13 protein-coding genes and 2 tRNA genes are annotated in these 16,579 nt (G+C 73.0%); 8 read left to right on the top strand and 7 right to left on the bottom strand.

The features are described from left to right. The first annotated feature begins 138 nt into the window (after positions 1-138). The 5 genes from ACOJVX_RS21270 (at position 139) to ACOJVX_RS21290 (ending at position 5,318) form a co-directional block, all read left to right on the top strand. Positions 139-1,908 (top strand): AMP-binding protein, encoded by a 1,770-nt coding sequence (locus ACOJVX_RS21270; RefSeq protein WP_051713373.1) that lies wholly within the window; start codon positions 139-141, stop codon positions 1,906-1,908. Positions 1,909-2,101: 193 nt separating this feature from the next. Further along, on the top strand, positions 2,102-2,626 hold the full coding sequence (locus tag ACOJVX_RS21275; RefSeq protein ID WP_030105197.1) for a PH domain-containing protein: 525 nt from the start codon (positions 2,102-2,104) through the stop codon (positions 2,624-2,626). Then, entirely contained in the window at positions 2,623-4,446 is a 1,824-nt protein-coding gene (locus ACOJVX_RS21280; protein ID WP_422647051.1) for a PH domain-containing protein, read from the top strand. The genes ACOJVX_RS21275 and ACOJVX_RS21280 overlap by 4 nt, the downstream gene beginning before the upstream one ends. Positions 4,447-4,456: 10 nt before the next feature. Continuing rightward, positions 4,457-5,104: an oligoribonuclease gene (gene orn / locus ACOJVX_RS21285; RefSeq protein WP_026419070.1), complete on the top strand. Its 648-nt coding sequence runs from the start codon at positions 4,457-4,459 to the stop codon at positions 5,102-5,104. A gap of 138 nt (positions 5,105-5,242) precedes the next feature. Then, positions 5,243-5,318: transfer RNA gene (locus ACOJVX_RS21290), tRNA-His, on the top strand. Positions 5,319-5,433: 115 nt separating this feature from the next. On the opposite strand, the gene ACOJVX_RS21295 is transcribed toward ACOJVX_RS21290, so the two are convergent. Beyond that, on the bottom strand, positions 5,434-6,189 hold the full coding sequence (locus tag ACOJVX_RS21295; RefSeq protein ID WP_026419071.1) for an ABC transporter permease: 756 nt from the start codon (positions 6,187-6,189) through the stop codon (positions 5,434-5,436). Positions 6,190-6,248: 59 nt separating this feature from the next. Further along, on the bottom strand, positions 6,249-7,214 hold the full coding sequence (locus ACOJVX_RS21300) for an ATP-binding cassette domain-containing protein (RefSeq protein ID WP_026419072.1): 966 nt from the start codon (positions 7,212-7,214) through the stop codon (positions 6,249-6,251). Positions 7,215-7,981: 767 nt separating this feature from the next. Here ACOJVX_RS21300 and ACOJVX_RS21305 point away from each other — a divergent pair. Next, the gene (locus tag ACOJVX_RS21305; protein WP_026419073.1) at positions 7,982-8,431 is read left to right on the top strand and encodes a MarR family winged helix-turn-helix transcriptional regulator; all 450 of its coding nucleotides are present in this window, start codon (positions 7,982-7,984) and stop codon (positions 8,429-8,431) included. A 118-nt stretch (positions 8,432-8,549) separates the two neighbouring features. Here the strand turns inward: ACOJVX_RS21305 and ACOJVX_RS21310 are convergent, their stop codons facing one another. Then, on the bottom strand, positions 8,550-9,788 hold the full coding sequence (locus ACOJVX_RS21310; RefSeq protein WP_026419074.1) for a L,D-transpeptidase: 1,239 nt from the start codon (positions 9,786-9,788) through the stop codon (positions 8,550-8,552). A 381-nt stretch (positions 9,789-10,169) separates the two neighbouring features. Here ACOJVX_RS21310 and ACOJVX_RS21315 point away from each other — a divergent pair. Beyond that, positions 10,170-10,245 (top strand) — tRNA-Lys (locus tag ACOJVX_RS21315). A 573-nt stretch (positions 10,246-10,818) separates the two neighbouring features. Here the strand turns inward: ACOJVX_RS21315 and ACOJVX_RS21320 are convergent. From ACOJVX_RS21320 to ACOJVX_RS21335, 4 genes are all read right to left on the bottom strand, one after another. Continuing rightward, the gene (locus ACOJVX_RS21320; protein ID WP_026419075.1) at positions 10,819-11,115 is read right to left on the bottom strand and encodes a hypothetical protein; all 297 of its coding nucleotides are present in this window, start codon (positions 11,113-11,115) and stop codon (positions 10,819-10,821) included. A 372-nt stretch (positions 11,116-11,487) separates the two neighbouring features. Beyond that, complete coding sequence (locus ACOJVX_RS21325; protein ID WP_026419076.1) at positions 11,488-12,273, bottom strand: AfsR/SARP family transcriptional regulator; 786 nt, start codon at positions 12,271-12,273, stop codon at positions 11,488-11,490. A gap of 500 nt (positions 12,274-12,773) precedes the next feature. Next, a complete protein-coding gene (locus ACOJVX_RS21330) occupies positions 12,774-13,805 on the bottom strand; it encodes an AraC family transcriptional regulator (RefSeq protein ID WP_418153714.1) in 1,032 nt (343 codons plus the stop codon). 233 nt (positions 13,806-14,038) lie between these two features. Continuing rightward, positions 14,039-14,467: an MmcQ/YjbR family DNA-binding protein gene (locus ACOJVX_RS21335; protein WP_422647052.1), complete on the bottom strand. Its 429-nt coding sequence runs from the start codon at positions 14,465-14,467 to the stop codon at positions 14,039-14,041. Positions 14,468-14,691: 224 nt separating this feature from the next. Between ACOJVX_RS21335 and ACOJVX_RS21340 the strand changes: the two genes are divergently transcribed. Next, complete coding sequence (locus tag ACOJVX_RS21340; RefSeq protein ID WP_026419078.1) at positions 14,692-16,503, top strand: NPCBM/NEW2 domain-containing protein; 1,812 nt, start codon at positions 14,692-14,694, stop codon at positions 16,501-16,503. The last annotated feature ends 76 nt before the right edge of the window (positions 16,504-16,579 follow it).

Here is a 16,579-nt window from a genome sequence, read left to right on the forward strand (position 1 = left end):
GCGGGTACCCCGCTGCCGGGAGGTGACCGCGCCGCGCCCGCCTCCGAACGCTCCGGCGTCGGCCCGGACCAGCGGCGCACGACGACCGGCCGCCCGGCGGGTCGGGGACGACACAGGAGGGAGGCGCCGTTGACACGGGTGGAGGTTCGCCGGACGTTCGCGCAGTCACCGGACCGCCTGTGGTCCTGGCTCGGCGAGCCGACGACCTACCCCAGCTTCCTCCCCGAGGTCACCCGGCTGCAGCCCGTCGGGCACGAACAGCACGCTCCCGGTGACCGCTACCAGCTGTCCCGACGTGGCACGGCTGGTCGACCCGCCACCCACCTGACGGTGGAGGTCCGGGACGCCGCCCGTCGCATCGTGCTCTCCCAGGGACCCGGCGACATCCGACGGTTGGAGTTCCGGCTCCGCCCGCTGCACGGCGGCGGGACCGAGGTGCGTTTCGGGGTGGAGACGCTGGTCAGCGGGCCCGTCCGGCGACTCCTGGACAGCGCCGGCGCCCCCGTCCTGCGGCGCTGGGCGACCCGGGCGCTGGTGCGGCTGTCCCACGCGGCCGAGGGCTGGCCGGCCGGGCACGACGCACGGGCCTCCCGGCGGGGGCACCACCTGGTGGAGCGGTGGCGCGACCTGCGCGTCCTGGTCAACAACGGTGTGCTGCGCCCCGACCGACCCGACCGCATGGTCCGCCTCGCCGGCGCGTGGTGGCGCTGGGGCACGTCCCTCCCACTCGGCTACACGGCGGCGGCGGTCCGCCACCCCGACCGGGCGGCGCTGATCGACGAACACGGCGCGGTCAGCTTCGCCGAGCTGAGCGAGCGCACCACCCGGCTCGCCAACGCCCTGGCCGACCGGGGGTTGGGGGAGACCGACGCGGTCGCGTTGCTCTGCGGGAACCACCGCCTGCTCGTCGAACTGTTGATCGCGTGCAGCAAGCTGGGGGTCAGGACCGTCCTGCTCAGCCCCCGGTTGAACGCGGACCAGGTCAGCGGGTTGCTCCGCGAACAGCGCGCACGGACCGTGGTGGCCGACGCGGAGTACCGGCCGCTCCTGGTGCGAGCCCCGAGGAACTGCCAGCGGATCACCGCGTGGGTGGACGCCCCGACCCGGGCACTGACGGTCGAACAGCTGATCGCGGACTTCCCCGCCACCCCGCTCGGCCGCAAGGCGGCGGAGGGCACGACGATCGTCCTCACCTCGGGCACCGGCGGAGTCGCCCGCGCCGTGCCGTGGCAGGACCCGCCCCGGGTCACCCCGGCCGCCACGGTCTTCACCCGCGTCCCGCTCCGCGAGGGCGAACGCACGCTGATGGCGGCCCCCCTGGCCCACACCCGTGGTCTGTCAGCACTGCACCTGTGCGCGGTGCTCGGGGCGACGCTGGTGCTCCGACGTGATTTCTCCCCCGGGCAGGCCCTGCGCGAGGCGGCGCAGCACCGGTGCACCTCGATGTTCGTCCAGCCGGACCTGCTCAGGGGCCTGCTCGACCTGCCGCCCGCCGAGCGCCTCGAACACGACCTCGGCAGCCTGCGGGCCGTGGTCAGCACCGGTGCTCCCCTGCCCGCCGACCTGGCGGCGGACTTCCAGCGCGAGTTCGGCCCCCTCCTCTACAACCTCTACGGCTCCACGGACGTGTCCTGGGTCAGCATCGCGACGCCCACCGACCTGTCCGCCGCGCCCGGCACGGTCGGCAGGCCGCCGCGGGGTATCCGCATCGCGATCCTCGACGAGGACGGGAACCCGCTGCCCGCCGGTCGCGAGGGGCGGATCCACGTCGGCACCCACGCCAGCCACGGCCGGCACCGGGAGGACGTCGGTGGGGAACCACCGTTCCCGGAACTGGTGTTCACCGGCGACCTGGGGCACGTCGACGTGAGCGGCCGGCTGTTCGTCCGGGGCCGCGAACGGGACTGAACCCGCGTCCCGGGCCCCGCCTCCCGCGCCGGCGGGCGGACGTGGTGACCACCGCCCCGCGCCAGGCGAGCGAGGAACGCGGCCTCCCACCGGGGGGAGGCCGCGGCACCGGAAGACCGGAGGAGGACCCGCCCGGGATCGCCCGGCCCCCGCCGTCTTCGACAAGCACACCCCGGTCAGGCAGGGTAGGCGGGTGACTTCGATCGACCCCTCCTCCGGCGGAGGACCGGCAGACCTCCGGCTGCGCGCGCCCGAACACCGCGTGGCTCCCAGGGCGATCCTCTGGTGGTCCCTCCAGGCCCTGATCGGCTGGCTGGTGGTCACCCTGCCCCAGGCCGGCCTGCTGCTGTTCACCGACGACGCCCCCATCGGGGCGATGTGGGCGTTGTGGGCCTGCGTCACCGTCGGGGTCCTGCACGTGGCGATCATGCCCAGCTGGCGCTACCGGGTCCACCGCTGGGAGGTGGCGGCCGACGCCGTCTACACGCAGACGGGCTGGTTGACGCAGGAGTGGCGCGTCGCGCCGGCCTCGCGCATCCAGACCGTGGACGCGAAACGAGGGCCGCTGCAACAGCTGCTCGGCCTGTCCACCGTCACGGTGACCACCGCCTCGGCCGCCGGCCCCCTGCACATCGAGGGACTCGAGCACCAGCTGGCCGCGACGCTGGTCGAGGAGCTGACGGCGACGACCCAGGCCGTCCCGGGGGACGCGACGTGACCGGACCCGAGGGCACCGCTCCGGGCGGGGGTCCCACGCCGGACCAGCCGAGCCCGCAGGGACCGACCGGCCCCCACCTCGGCCCGGCGGGGGTGGGCCCGTCCCAGCAGGAGGACGCGATCTCCCCGCCGAAGGACGAGGACGTCGACCAGTGCCCGTTCGGGCCGGACGCGCCCCCTCCGCCCGAACTGTCCGACCCGGACGTGGACGAATGGCGACGGCTGGACCCCCGGATCATCGCGGCACGACCGCTCGGGGAGGCGGCGGGCCTGCTCTGGCTGCTGGTCGTCGCGCTGTTCGTCGGTGGGGACAACGGGTGGCAGCTGCGCATCGCGGGTGTGGTGATCGTGATCCTCGGGGTGAACGGTCTGATCCGCTGGCTGACCACCCGCTACCGGATCACCGAGGACCAGGTCCTGCTCCACACGGGGTGGGTCTTCCGCAAACACCTGTCGGTGCCCAGGGATCGCATCCGCACCGTCGACCTGACCTCCCCGCTGCTGCACCGGGTGTTCCGGTTGGTCGTGGTGACCGTCGGCACCGGCCACAGCGCCACGAGCCCCGACGAGCTGTCCCTGAACGCGGTGACCGCCGCCGAGGCCGAACAGCTCCGCGTCCTCCTGCTCCAGCGCGCCCGGGCCGGTGGGGAGGCGGCTGCCACGAAGGGGGCGGCCGAGGGGGCACCTCCCGACGGGGACGAGGTCGGGGAGACCTCGCCGGCTGGGGCGACCCCGCGCGAGGACGGGGAGCCCGTCCCTCCACCCGACCAGCTCTCCCGGCTCCGGCGGTCCTGGCTGCGCTTCGCGCCGCTGACGCTGGCCGGGCTGGCGGCGTTCGGTGTGCTGTTCGGCACCTCCTACCAGGCGTTGGAGGGGTTGAACGTCGAGATCACCGACTCCTCCGTGCTCGCCGGCATCCAGGAGTGGGTGACCGCGCTGCCGGCCCCCGTGCTGGTGGCCGTCGCGGCGCTGTCGTTCCTCGTCGTCATGGTCGGCGGCGCCCTGGTCGTCTACGTGGTGCGCTACTGGAAGTACGAGCTCAGCCGGGAACACGACGGGACGCTGCGGGTGCGGCGGGGGTTGCTCACCACCCGCTCGGTCTCGATCGAGGAGAAACGGCTCCGAGGGGTCGAGGTCGTCGAACCGCTGCTCCTGCGCTCCGCGAAGGGGGGCAGCGCGGACGCGATCGTCACGGGCTTCGGTGCGCTCAGCGGCGACCGCGACCTGCTGCTGCCGCCGGCTCCCGTCACCGAGGCGCACCGCGTCGCCGAACTCGTCACCAGGACACGTCCCGCCCCCACCCTGACCGGGCTGGCCCGGCACCCCTCGGCGGCGCGCCGTCGACGGCTCGTGCGAACGGTCGTGCCCACCCTGGGCCTCCTCGGGGGCCTGGCGTGGGCCGTGGTGGAAGGCCCGGTCCCGATGTGGGCCGGGTACCTGGGGTTGGTGGCGCTGCCGTTGGCGGTGCTGCTGGGCGTGGACCGCTACCGCAACCTGGGCAACCAGCTGGCGGACCGGTACCTGGTCGGTCGACGCGGTTCGCTGGTGCGGCGCACCTTCGCGTTGCGGACGGACGGCATCATCGGCTGGAAGGTCCGCAGGTCCCTGTTCCAGCGGCGGGCGGGACTGGCCACGGTCGTCGCCACGACCGCGGCCGGTGCGGGTCACTACGAGATCCAGGACGTCGACGTGGCGCGGGGACTGGCGGTGGCGGAGGCGGCCGTCCCGGGGTTGCTCACCCCGTTCCTGACCGAGGGGCCACGGCCGCCGGTCGAGCACCACGCCGACGACCTGAGCGAACGGGACGGGAGGCGGAACTAGAATCGCCACAGTGAACGGCCGGCTGGTATGGATCGACTGCGAGATGACCGGTCTCGACCTGCGCTCCGACGCGCTCATCGAGATCGCCGCTCTCGTCACCGATTCGGAACTCACTGTGTTGGGCGACGGGGTCGACGTGGTCATCCACGCCGACGACGCCGCGTTGGAGTCGATGCCCGAGGTGGTGCGGGACATGCACTCCCGATCCGGGCTGACCGAGGAGGTGCGGCGGTCGACCGTCACGATCGCCGAGGCCGAGCGGTTGGTCCTGGACTACGTGCGCGAGTACGTGCCCGATCCGCGCACGGCGCCGCTGGCCGGCAACTCGATCGCCACCGACCGGGGTTTCATCGCCAGGGACATGCCGGAACTGGACGCGCACCTGCACTACCGGATGGTGGACGTCTCCTCCATCAAGGAACTCTGCCGGCGGTGGTACCCGCGCGTCTACTACGCCCAGCCGGAGAAGGGGTTGGCCCACCGGGCCCTGGCCGACGTCCTGGAGTCGATCAAGGAGCTGCGTTACTACCGGCGGTCCGCGTTCGTTCCCCAACCCGGCCCGACCACGGACGAACTCCAGGTCATCGCCCAGGAGATCCTGAGCGGGGAAGGCGGGGTCGGCGGCACCGAACTGGCGCGCCGCGGCGGTACCGCCTGATCCGGCGAAACCGGCTCCGGGCTTCGGGAAACCCGGACACCGGCCCCACCGCGCGGTCCGTTCGCGCCGCACGCTAAGCTGTCGGCACCACGGTGGTCGGAGGGCATCCGCGCGGTGCGCCGAGACCACGACGGCATGGAGGGTGTAGCTCAGTAGGTAGAGCACTGGGTTGTGGTCCCAGTTGTCGCGGGTTCAAATCCCGTCATCCTCCCCAGTCACGGAAGGCCGGGCCGGTACTCCTCGGAGTGTCGACCCGGCCTTCCGCGTGTCGGACGCGCCGCGGAGGGGCCCGGTGCCGCGCCGTCAGCGGGAATCGCCGGAGACGGCGATCAGCACGAGGCGCGCCGCATCGTGCGCGCGCCGACGGCCAGGCCGACGACGGCCACCGCCACCGCCGTCAACGCCGCCCACAGCACCGAGGGATGTGCCAGGTCACCGGCGAACAGCGCCCGCTCCGCCTCGACCAGGTAGGTCAGCGGGTTGAACCGGGACGCGGTGTGCAACCAGTCGGGAGCGAAGTCCATGGGGAGCAGGACACCCGACAGCAGGAGCAGGGGGAAGAGCAGCCCCTGCTGGATTCCGTAGAAGGTGGACGGCTGGTCCCGCATGGCCAAGGCGAGGCTGATCGAGAGCGACCCGAGCCCGACCCCGAACACGGCGAGCAGGAGCAGGCCGACCAGCGCTCCGAGCGGGTGCGGGTCGAAGCCGACGGGCAGCGTGGCCAGGACGATCAGCAGCGCCTGCACCAGCAGGGTCGCCACCTCCTTCCCGGTGCGCCCGGCCAGGATGGCCGTCCGGCGCAACGGGGTGGCCAGGAGCCGTTCCAGGGTGCCGGCGCTGGCCTCGGTGAGCATGAGGTACCCGGCGCCGCTGGCGCCGAAGAGGCTGAGCATGACCACGATGCCCGGCACGAACCACTGCCAGGTGGATCCGTCGCCGACGGAGGGCATGACCGCGAGCAGCGGTCCGAAGAGCACGAGGAAGACGAGGGGCTCGGCCATCTGGAAGACGAGCCCGAGCGGGTTCCGGAGTCCCGGGCGCATCTCCCGCACGAAGACGATCCCGGTGTGGCTGACGAGGTTCACGGTGTCCGTACTCCTGTCGGTACGACGTGGTTGGTGGGGGCGGACGTGGTCGGGGGACCTCACTCCTCCGGCGCGTCGCCGTCCCGCAGCCGACGGCCGGTGAGCGCCAGGAAGACGTCGTCCAGGGTCGGGGTGCGCACCTCGGCCGTGAGCGCGGGCGCGGCGGACGTGTCCAGGGCGCGCAGGTACTCGGGCAGCACGGCGACCCCCCAGGTCGCGCGGACCCGGACGGTGGTCCCGTCCACGGTGGCCTCGGACACCGAGGGCATCCGGCTGGCGATCGCCGCGGCGGTGCCGGCGTGGTCGGTGTCGGCGAGGGTGAGGGTGATCAGGTCGCCGGCGAGCTGGGCCTTGAGGTTCTCCGCGGTGTCGTCGGCGACGATGGCGCCCCGGTCGACGATGATCACCCGTTCGGCCATCGCGTCGGCCTCGTCCAGGTAGTGCGTCGTGAGGAACAGGGTCGTGCCCGATTCCCGGCGGAGCCGGAGGATGTGTTCCCAGAGGTGGGCGCGGTTCTGCGGGTCCAGGCCGGTGGACGGCTCGTCGAGGAACAGCAGGGCCGGGCGGTGCACCATCCCGAGGGCGATGTCCAGCCGCCGCCGCTGCCCGCCGGACAAGGTGCCCGCGGGCCTCGTCGCCAGTGACTCCAGGTCGAGCATCGCCATCAGTTCCCCGGTGCGCCGCACGGCCTCGGTGCGGCTGAGCCCGTACGCGCGGCACTGCGTCATCAGCTCGTCGCGGGGCAGCATGTACTCGCCGGAACCACTGCCCTGCCCGATGTAGCCGATCCGCTGGCGCACGCGCGCGCCCTCGTGGGTCACGTCGTGACCAGCGACGAGCGCGGTGCCCGAGGTGGGCGGCAGCAGCGTGGTGAGCATCCGCAGGCTGGTCGACTTGCCGGCCCCGTTCGGGCCGAGGAAGGCGACCAGCTCCCCCGGTTCCACGTCGAGGTCGATGCCGCGCACGGCCTCGACCCGTTCGCCCTTGACCTGGAAAGTCCTGGCCAGTTGTCGGGCGTGAATCATCGGTCCTCCGATACTCAAATTTGGGCATGCGTCCTCGCCGACGCGGGGTCGGTACGCACTGGTGGAGAGGGGGCCACGACCATCCGCCGGGCCCCGGAGCCCGGAAAGCTTAGGACGGAAAACACGTTGATCGTCAGGGTGCCTGACGATCAACGGAGAACTGCCGGTTCGGCGGCCCGCGACCGGGACCGAGCACGGCTCCGGTCCGAGGCGGGCGCACCGCCCGTGTCCCCGGTGGGCATCAGGGCATCAGGGCATCAGGGCCCGGGCGTGGCGTGGCACGGCCGAGCCCGGCACGGGAACGCGCTCCGCCACCGGGCGGCCCCAGGGCAGGGATCCCGGCCCACCCGGCCGCGTCGACCGCGCACGGCAGGACGGCCGACCCGACCCCGGAAGTCCCGACCGGTTGGAGCGGCGCGACCGTGCGCGGGGTCCCACTGACAGCGACGCCCCGGCGCCCGGAGCCGGGCCGCACCCGTGCACTCAGGCCGACCGGTCGAGACGCCGTGGCGCCCCGACGGGATCACGGGGTCGCCGCCTCGGCGTGGTCACCGATCGATCGACGTCGTGCCGCACGGCGTCCTCGTCGACCACGACCTCGGTCACGCCCCCTCGGCCGGGCTCCGCGCACCCGCTGGTGAACAACACCTCCCACGGCACGGCGCGGTGAACCCGGGGGCGCCGGTCGACGGCGGCAGGCACGGGAGACCGGACCGGGAGGCGACGGGCGGCGCCAGTCGAGTCACGCCGCCCGTATCGTCGGCGCGATGGACGAGCAGCCGGCGCCCGCCGTTCCGTACCTCCTCGCCTACGCCTTCACCGTCGCCACCCGCCAGGCCAACGAGGCGCTGCGCCAGCACAACCTCACGATTCGGCAGTTCGGCGTGCTCGTCCAGCTCGATCTCGAGCCGGAACTGACGATGTCCGACCTGGCCCGCCAGCTCGGTGTGACGAGGCAGTCGCTGCACGAGATGGTGGGCGCGCTCGAGCAGGCTGGTTACCTCCGCCGGCTCCCGGGTTCCTCCGGCCGCACCCGGCGGCTCGAACTGACCAGGGGGACGCGACGGCTGATGAACCAGGTCGACGACCGGCTCCGCCTGGTGGAGGAGGAGTTCCTCGGCGGCCTTCGGGCCTCCGAGATCCACACGCTGCGGACACTCCTGCGGCGGCTGCTGGCCCACGCGACCGACGACGAGAGCTGGCTGGGTACTCCGTGACGCGGAGCGGGGTCGCCCGGCGGGTCCGGACCGGCTCGGTCCACCGCCCGCCGCCTGGAACGACGCGCGGCCCGGGCCGAATGGCCCGGGCCGCGCCTCCGCCCGTCGCGCTCGCGGATCAGCCGGCGCGCACGCCGCCGGTGAGCCACTCCTCCCACGGGATCTGCCAGTCGTTGAAGCCCCCTCGGCCGCCGTCCCCCGGCAGCTCCCGGCCGCCGGAGTCGGTGATCAGCACGACGTCACCCCGCTTGACGTTGTCGTAGAACCACTTCGCGTTCTCCATGGACAGGTTGATGCAGCCGTGGCTGACGTGCTCCTTGCCCTGCTGCGGCACGGACCAGGGCGCGGCGTGCACGAACTCGCCGTTGTTGGCGATCCGGGTCGCCCACTTGACCTGGGTCTGGTAGCCCCCCTGGTCCAGCGGCAGCCCGTAGGTCGAGGAGTCCATCAGGTAGTCGGCGTGCTTCTCGGTCACCACGTGCACCCCGTCCCAGGACCGGAAGTCGGGCTTGCCCAGGGACATCGGGAACTTCTTCACGACCTCGCCGTTGATCTCCACCGTCAGCTGGTAGGTGGAGCCGTCGGCGTGGGCGACGAAGGAGTCGCCGATCGTCAGCTCGGAGGTGCGGCTCTCCTTGCCGTAGACGCCGTTGCCGAAGTGCCTGCCGTAGATGTCGGCGTCGATGCTGATCTTCGTGCCCGGCTCCCAGTACTCCTCCGGCCGCCAGTGCACCCGTGTGTCGTCGAACCAGTAGAAGGCACCCTCGACTTCGGGGTCGGTGGTGATGGTGATCGAGTCCTCCACCGCCTGCTTGTCCTCCAGGGGGACCCCCTCGGAGAAGTAGAAGGCCAGTGGGTGTCCCACGCCGACGGTCTCCCCCGGGAGGGGCGAGAAGCCGACGTAGGTCTGCTGCGCGGGCTGGACGGTGGTGAAGGTGATCTCCTCGGACCGCTCCTGGCCGTCGTCACCCTCCCCCGCCACCGACAACGTGTAGGTCCGTCCGTAGCCGAGCGGCTCGGCCGTCGTCCACCCGCTGCCGTCCTCGGCCAGTTCCCCGTCCACCTCGACGCCGTCGGGGTTCAGCATCGTCACCTCGGTGAGCACGCCCCCCTCGGCGGCCACGGTGACGGGTTCCCCGGGTGCGACGTCGGTGGCCTCGTCCTCGGTGCTGAAGACCAGGGACAGCGGCTCGTTCTCCGGCGGCGCGGAGCTCCCGGGGGCGCCGCCCCCGGACGGGGCCGCGCTGCCGCTGGTGCAACTCGCGGTGATCACCGCGGTAAGACCCAGCACCGCTGCGAGCAGTCGGACACGCCCCGACTTCCGCCTGCCGCTCGCGACGCCAGTGATCCTGTGCATAGTCGTTCGTCCTCGTTCCCCCAGGCCCACCAATGGTGGACCGCCATTGCGCTCAACGGAGTAACAGGCGGTTCGGTGACACGACGAGGACCGCCACGCACGGACTCGCCCTGAACCTGCCTTTACCCAGGTAGACGTATGTACGGCCGAATCGGTTGCCAGAAGGGGCGAAGGCACGCACCTCTTCATCCATTCGGAGCACGACCAGGCATCCGGGTGAAGATCGCGTTGGGGTCGGACCCCTCCGGGCACTGGGCGGGGGGCCGGTGCGGGGGCCACGAACGGGGCTGTGTTAGAGTTTCCTCGCCGGTCGGGGAGAGCGACCAGACCGGCGAGGAATACTGGAGGAGCACTGGCAGCCAGCCAGTCAGCACCCCACAGGCGCCATTAGCTCAACTGGCAGAGCAGCGGACTCTTAATCCGCGGGTTCGGGGTTCGAGTCCCTGATGGCGCACCAGCTGGCACAACCCGTTCGACCAGCGCGAACGGACCAGCAGACGATACCAGGTGAATCCCCGTGAGCCCTCGTGGCCCACGGGGATTCGTCGTTCCACGTGCGGCCGTTCGCGACCTCCCGGACCGACCGCTCCGGTGTGGTGTCCCGCTCACGACCGCCGTCGCACTGTCCTCGACCTCAGCCCCGCGACCAGCTCACGAGGTTCGCGAGCGCGAGCACCCCCGCCACCGGGGCGAGGGCGAGGCCACGGCCGGTGACCACGGGACGCCGTTACCCCAGGCGCAGCGGGCCGGGTACTTCCGGTCGAAGTCCGGGGGGAACCGGGGCCGACCGAGCGTGGACGTACCTGGTCGACCGAGGTCCGCGAGCTCCACCGGCCGCGCACCGCGCGGGTTCGGCACCGGGGCCTCGCTGGGCGGCCGATGCCCGGTGAGCGGCGGGACCACGAGCCGGCCGTTCCGCGTGCGCGGCCTGGTGGCCGGCGGTCACCCCGGTTCCGGGCCAGCCCCGCCCCCGCGGGGCCGCGCCGTGGCCGCCACGTCGCGGGGCCGGGAGTTCGACCACGGTCGAGGGTCACTCGTCGACGACGGTGACGACGTGGCTCTCGATCCCCTCGGTGGCGCTCAGCAGGGTCAGCATCCCGACGATGCTGAGCACGACGACCGCCGTTCCGGTGATCAGGACGAGGAGGGAGAAGCCTCGTCGCGTCCCCCTCCGCAGCCCCACCGCCCCGAACGCCATCGCGACCAGGGCGGGAACGGGAGCGAGCGGGAAACTGGCGATCAGCGTGACCAGCGCGGCGAACGCGCTGACCGCACCGCCGACGAACAGGCCCAGGTCCGAATCCGACCGCGGACGCGCGTCACTCACGCCGTTCCTCCCAAGGGGATCCGGCCGCCCGTCCGCGGCCGAGGACGACCACCGCCCCTGGCCTCCGATTGTGGCAGGGCAGCCACGTCGTGGGTCCGGTTCCTCCGTTCCCGCCAACCACCCCGGGCGGCGGGTGGCGCGGCGATCCCTTCGGCCACGTGTCCCCGAGGGGGCCGCCGGCCGGGGCGGGTCCGGCGGGCGCTCGGTGGGGCGGCGCGGCGCGGCCGCCGTGGTCATGCCGCCGGGTGTTGACCGCCGTTCCCACGCCCGGTGGGGTCCCCGGGCGGTTTCTGGACGCCGCCCCGCCCTGGGGGGGCTCGGCCCAGGACGGTGCTCGCGGCCAGCGCCGGCCCCCCGGGGCCGTGACCTGGGTCAGAGCCGGGGCAACGCCCCGACCGGTTCGGGGCCCAGCGGCTCTCCCCGCAGTACCACCTCGTGCAGGAGTCTGAGCTCGTGCCCGGGGCGGACACCCGTCGCGGCGACCAGTTCCGACTCCAGCCGCTGGTAGCGGTGCACCGCCTCGACACGGTGACCCGTCGCGTACAGGGCCCGCACCAGTGCCGCGACGAGGGGCTCCGACAGCGGATGCCGCTCACTGAGCTCCGTGAGCGGGTCGACCGTCGCCGCGCCGTGGCCCAGGGCCCGCATCGTCTCGGCCCAGTCGAGGGTGACGGCCAGGTGGCGGTGTCGGAACCGGGACCTGCGGTGGGCGGCCCACTGTCCCGTCACCCCGGCCAGCGCCTCTCCCCGCCACAGCGTCCTCGCCTCCTCCAGGAGCACGCGCCGGTGGTCGAGGTCGTGGACGCGGGCCGCCGAGCCCGCCAGCGCCTCGAACCGGACGGCGTCGACGTGCAGGGGATCGGTGGCCAGTCGGTAGCCGCCGTCGTGCCGGAACAGACTCGCCACGGCGACGGGGCCCGTCCGGGGCAACGCGGCGAGCACCTTCCTGATCCGGCTGACGTGGGTGTGCAGGGTCCGGCCGGCCTGCGGTGGGGGGTGTTCACCCCACACCCGGTAGAGCAGCTGGTCCCTTGGCACGACGCGGTCGACGTCGACGAGCAGCGCGGCCAGCAGCGCCCGCTGCTGGGGGCGCATCCCGCCGGCCACCGCCGGGCCGGGGCCCAGGATGGTCACCGGGCCGAGAACACCGAACCACATCGTCACTCCTCCGGCACAGGCCACTGACGGGCGGGAACGCCAGTTCGGGAACCGTGCCGGCCACTCGGCCGCGCCAGACCGTGAGGCCGGATCGGGTGGTCGGGGGTGCGAGGCGGGCGTCCGACCGACAGCCACGCCGTCACCGGGCACGGGCGACCACCGTCGCGCTCCGGCCTCGTGGCTGACGGGGCCGCGTCGCCGCCGGCCATGCGACCGCGACGACGTGGCCCCTTCCCCCGCCCATGGAAGGTTCCCCTCGGGCAGGGACCACGCTAACCGGCGAACGGCTCAGTGTCCTTGACGGACAGTGGACGAGATCATGACGTTCCGAGGACGGCAGGACAGCGAGACGACTCGCTCCCTCGGCATGATCGGCGGTCCCGGAAGGTTCCGGACCCGTACCGGGGCACGGGCACTGGCCGTTCGGATCGCCTCACCGGCTGCCGCCGCCGTGGTCGACACGCCCCTGTGGTGTGTTCCCCCGGCGGGTGACCCCACCCTCAGCGGTCGAGCGCTCCGCCAGTGGAGCCGGGATCCGCCCGGTGGTCGCCGGGCCGCTCGACCTCGGCCCCGGGGTTGTTCCGGTAGTCCCTGGGCGTCATCCCGTAGGCGGCCCGGAACGCCCGGCTGAAGGCCGCGTGGTGCCCGAACCCTCGGCGCTCGGCGAGGTGGTGGATCGGCACGCCGGCGTTGCGCGGGTCCCGGAGCTCCTGCCGAATCCGCTCCAGACGCTCCCGCCGGACCCATTCGGACACCGTTTCCGCCTCGTCCCGGAACAGGCGGTGCAGGTAGCTCACCGAGATGTGGTGTGCCGAGGCGAGCATGGCGGGCGTCAGCGGAGCGCCGAGGTTCCGACGCGCGAAGGCCTTGACCCGGAGGACCAGGTTCCGCCGTCTGGCCTCCGGGGACAGCTCTCCCCCGTCGACCACGCCGGCGAACATCGCGGCCACCAGGTCGACGAGCACGCCCCCCAGCCGGGCGGCCTCCTCCCGGCCGAACTCCGTGGGGGCGGCGGCGAGCTGGCGGAGGAGCGCGCCCAGCATCGCGCCCATGCCGTCCTGGTCCGTCATCCGACGTCCGATCGCCCGCTCGGACTGCCGACGTGGCATGGGCAGGCTGTCCTGCGGCAGTTCCACCGCGACGCCGTGGATCAGCGAACCGCTGCCGTTCCGCACGTGCACCCGGTAGGTGTGGGACGTGTTGGTGGTGTGGAAGTGGTGGGGCCCGTGTTCCGTCTCCTCCTGGCGGGCACGGGACACGCCGAGCGTCCCGCCCAACATGTAGGAGAGGTGGTAACCCCCCGGGTCGGACTGGCGCACGAGCCTGGCCGTGCGGTCCATGACCACCGGTTGGAGTGCGACCGGCCACACGACCACCGGGCCGAGCTCGATCAGCCGACGAGTGACCCGGTAGGACCCGGCGTACTCGCTGGACAGCTCCATGGGGGCGTGCGTGCTGGCCATCAACTCACGCCAGCGCTCGAACCGCTCCGCCTCCGGCAGCTCCTCGCTGCGGAACACCGTCTCGCTCATGCGTCCCCCTTCGCCCCGGCCTCAACGCCGTCGGCAGTCACGTCCGCACCGGGGCACCGTTTCCGGAACGGGTGACCAGAAGAACGACGGTGGGCACCGCGATCTTCCCAACCGGTCGGCGTCCTCCGAGCGTGTTGGTCATCCCGCCCATGCCCCTCCCGGTCCCGAGCTCCCGCCGGCCGCGGCGGGGAGCGGCCCCTGCCGGCTCCGCACGCTCGGGACGGCGGGGACGCTCACTCCCCGGTCGGGCGGCCGCTCGCCACGCCGGGTCGAGCGCGCACGGGGAGGGCCGCGACGACGAGGTCGTAGGAGTCCTCCACCAGCTCGTCGAGGAGGTCGTCCGGGAGTGCGTGCGCGAGGTCGACGGTGATCCAGTGCCGCTTGTTCATGTGGTACCCGGGGATGACGCCGGGGTGGCGGTCCACCAGGAGGGCCCCGTACTCCGGCTCGCACTTGAGGGTGACCCGGCCGTGCTCGCCGCCCAGCGCGACCAGGGCGAAGATGCGGCCGCCGACCTTGAACACGGCGGTGTCCTCCCCGAAGGGGTACTCCCGCCGCGCGCCGGGCAGTTCCTCGCACAGTCTCAGGACGCGGTCACGTGGGTCGAGTCCCCGGCCGTTGTCCGGGTCCTGCCGCGGTGTCCCCTCCGGTGGTGTGGTCATGGCGGTGATCCTGCCCCTGCCCACCGACGGGCACCACGTCGGTCCGTCGGGTGCCCGCACGGGTGCGCCCGCGACCACTCCGGCGGCGGTTCACGTCCCGTTCACATTCCGGTGTGCTGGACGGTCACCGACCGGTGACCAGTCGCCACCCCGGACTGGCACCGTCGGCTGGTCATCGACCTGTCAGGTGGCCGGCGGGGCTCCGCCGGCCGGAGAGGACCACCATGCGCCTGCCCACCAGGGTGGCGGCGAGCGGCCTCGCGCTCACCGCCACCGTCAGTCTGGCGGTGCCCTCCGCCGCCACTCCCTCCGACGGAGCCGAGGGCGCCCCGGGCGTCACGAACGTCAGCCGATCCGCCTCGGCGCCACCCACCACCACCTTCGACGTGTTCAGCGACATCCAGGGCCACCTCGACGACTGGGACGACGTCCTGGCCGACGCGGCGCTGACCAACCCGGACTCGGTGGCGACCGTCATCAACGGCGACATCGTCGACCGGGGTTACGACTTCGAGTACGAGGCCGTCAGCGAGGTGCTGCGCGCGCACGGGCGGGACCTCCCGCTGCTCGCGGCGATCGGCAACCACGAGGCGTACGCACCCGCCTGGTGCGACCAGCACACCCTCTGCCAGCCGACCTGGCCCAACGGTTTCACCGAGGAGGGGCTGTACGAGTCCTTCCACGACTTCGCGGGTACCGACAGCGTCTACCAGGAGCTGGTCATCGACGACGCGGTCATGCTGACCCTGGGTACCGAGCGGCTCATGTGGTGGGAGAACCCGAACTTCGACGACCAGGTGTACCTGAGCGACACCCAGCTGGACTGGCTGCGGGACAGGCTCGCCCACCACGGTCGCACCGGGCGGCCGATCTTCGTCTTCACGCACTACCCGCTGGCGCGCACCGTCACCCAGTCCGACGGTGACGCCGGCCGCTACCACCTCCAGGACGCCGAGCTGCGGTCGATCCTGGGTGACTACCCGCAGTCGGTGCTCTTCAGCGGCCACACCCACGCCCAGGTCACCCACGACCGGTGGGCCACCAGGGTCCGGGTGCCCGGTGGGCACCCGGACGGGTTCCTCGCGGTGGACACGGCGGCGGTGCTCAACCACCAGTACCTCCAGGTCACCACCGGCCCCGAGGGCGCGGTGATCCGCGCCCGCGACGCCCGCACCGGCGACTACCCGAACGAGGTCCGCGTGCACTCGGTGGACCCGAGGGACACCTTCGCGGTGGTCGGGGTCCGGGCGGAGGCCAGCACCGTCGCACCGGGCGACGAGGTGGTGGTGACGGCGCGGCTGCGCAACCACGGTGCGCGCGCCCTGCCGCAGAGCGTCCTGCGTCCCGAACCGCCGGCGGGCTGGGAGGTCGTGGATCAGGCCGAGCGGATCGTGGGCCGAGTGGGCCGGGGCGAGGACGCGGAGGTCAGTTGGCGGCTGCGGGCGGCCGACGAGCCGGGTGAGGCGGCCGTCGGGGTGACCGCCGAGGTCCGGGGCGCCGAGGTACCGGTGGTCGTCGACGAGGCGGAGATCACGGTCGCCGCGGCTCCCGAGGGGGAGACCCGGGTGTCGAGCCTGCCGTTCCTCGCCGAGGAGAACGGCAAGGGCCCGGTGGAACGGGACTCGACCAACGGTGCGATGGGCCGGGGAGACGGGGGGCCGATCCAGCTGGACGGCGTTCGGTACGACCACGGTCTCGGCATGCTGGCTCCGGCGGAGGTCTCGCTGTACGCGGGTGGCCGGTGCTCGTCGCTGAACGCGGTCGTCGGGCTGGACGACGCCGCTCCGCAGGGCAGCCAGCGCCGGCCGTTGCCGGTGGGCACCCCGGCTGGCACCGCGGTCTTCGTGGTGCTCGCCGACGGCGAGGAGGTGTACCGGTCCGATGTGCTCCGCCGGGGTGAGGCCCCCGAGCGGATCGAGGTCCCCGTCGAGGGCGCCGAGCGGCTGCGGCTGGTCGTGGAGGACGCCGGTGACGGATCGGCGTGGGACTACGCGGACTGGGCGGAGGCCACCCTGGAGTGCGCCGGTCGCGTCTGACGTGGTCGTGGCCCGGACCGGCCCGTGGGTGAGCCCCGCGCGCCGGCCCGGGCCTCCTCATACCCTGCCCCGACAG

The sequence above is a fragment of the Actinoalloteichus caeruleus genome (assembly GCF_049311605.1).
In the GTDB taxonomy this organism is placed as follows: Bacteria; Actinomycetota; Actinomycetes; order Mycobacteriales; family Pseudonocardiaceae; genus Actinoalloteichus_B; species Actinoalloteichus_B caeruleus.

Coding starts and splice junctions, on each gene's coding strand:
- ACOJVX_RS21330 (WP_418153714.1), bottom strand. CDS start 13,805: ATGAGCGAGACGGTGTTCCGCAGCGAGGAGCTGCCGGAGGCGGAGCGG.
- ACOJVX_RS21305 (WP_026419073.1), top strand. CDS start 7,982: ATGGACGAGCAGCCGGCGCCCGCCGTTCCGTACCTCCTCGCCTACGCC.
- ACOJVX_RS21340 (WP_026419078.1), top strand. CDS start 14,692: ATGCGCCTGCCCACCAGGGTGGCGGCGAGCGGCCTCGCGCTCACCGCC.
- ACOJVX_RS21310 (WP_026419074.1), bottom strand. CDS start 9,788: ATGCACAGGATCACTGGCGTCGCGAGCGGCAGGCGGAAGTCGGGGCGT.
- ACOJVX_RS21335 (WP_422647052.1), bottom strand. CDS start 14,467: ATGACCACACCACCGGAGGGGACACCGCGGCAGGACCCGGACAACGGC.
- ACOJVX_RS21300 (WP_026419072.1), bottom strand. CDS start 7,214: ATGATTCACGCCCGACAACTGGCCAGGACTTTCCAGGTCAAGGGCGAA.
- ACOJVX_RS21325 (WP_026419076.1), bottom strand. CDS start 12,273: ATGTGGTTCGGTGTTCTCGGCCCGGTGACCATCCTGGGCCCCGGCCCG.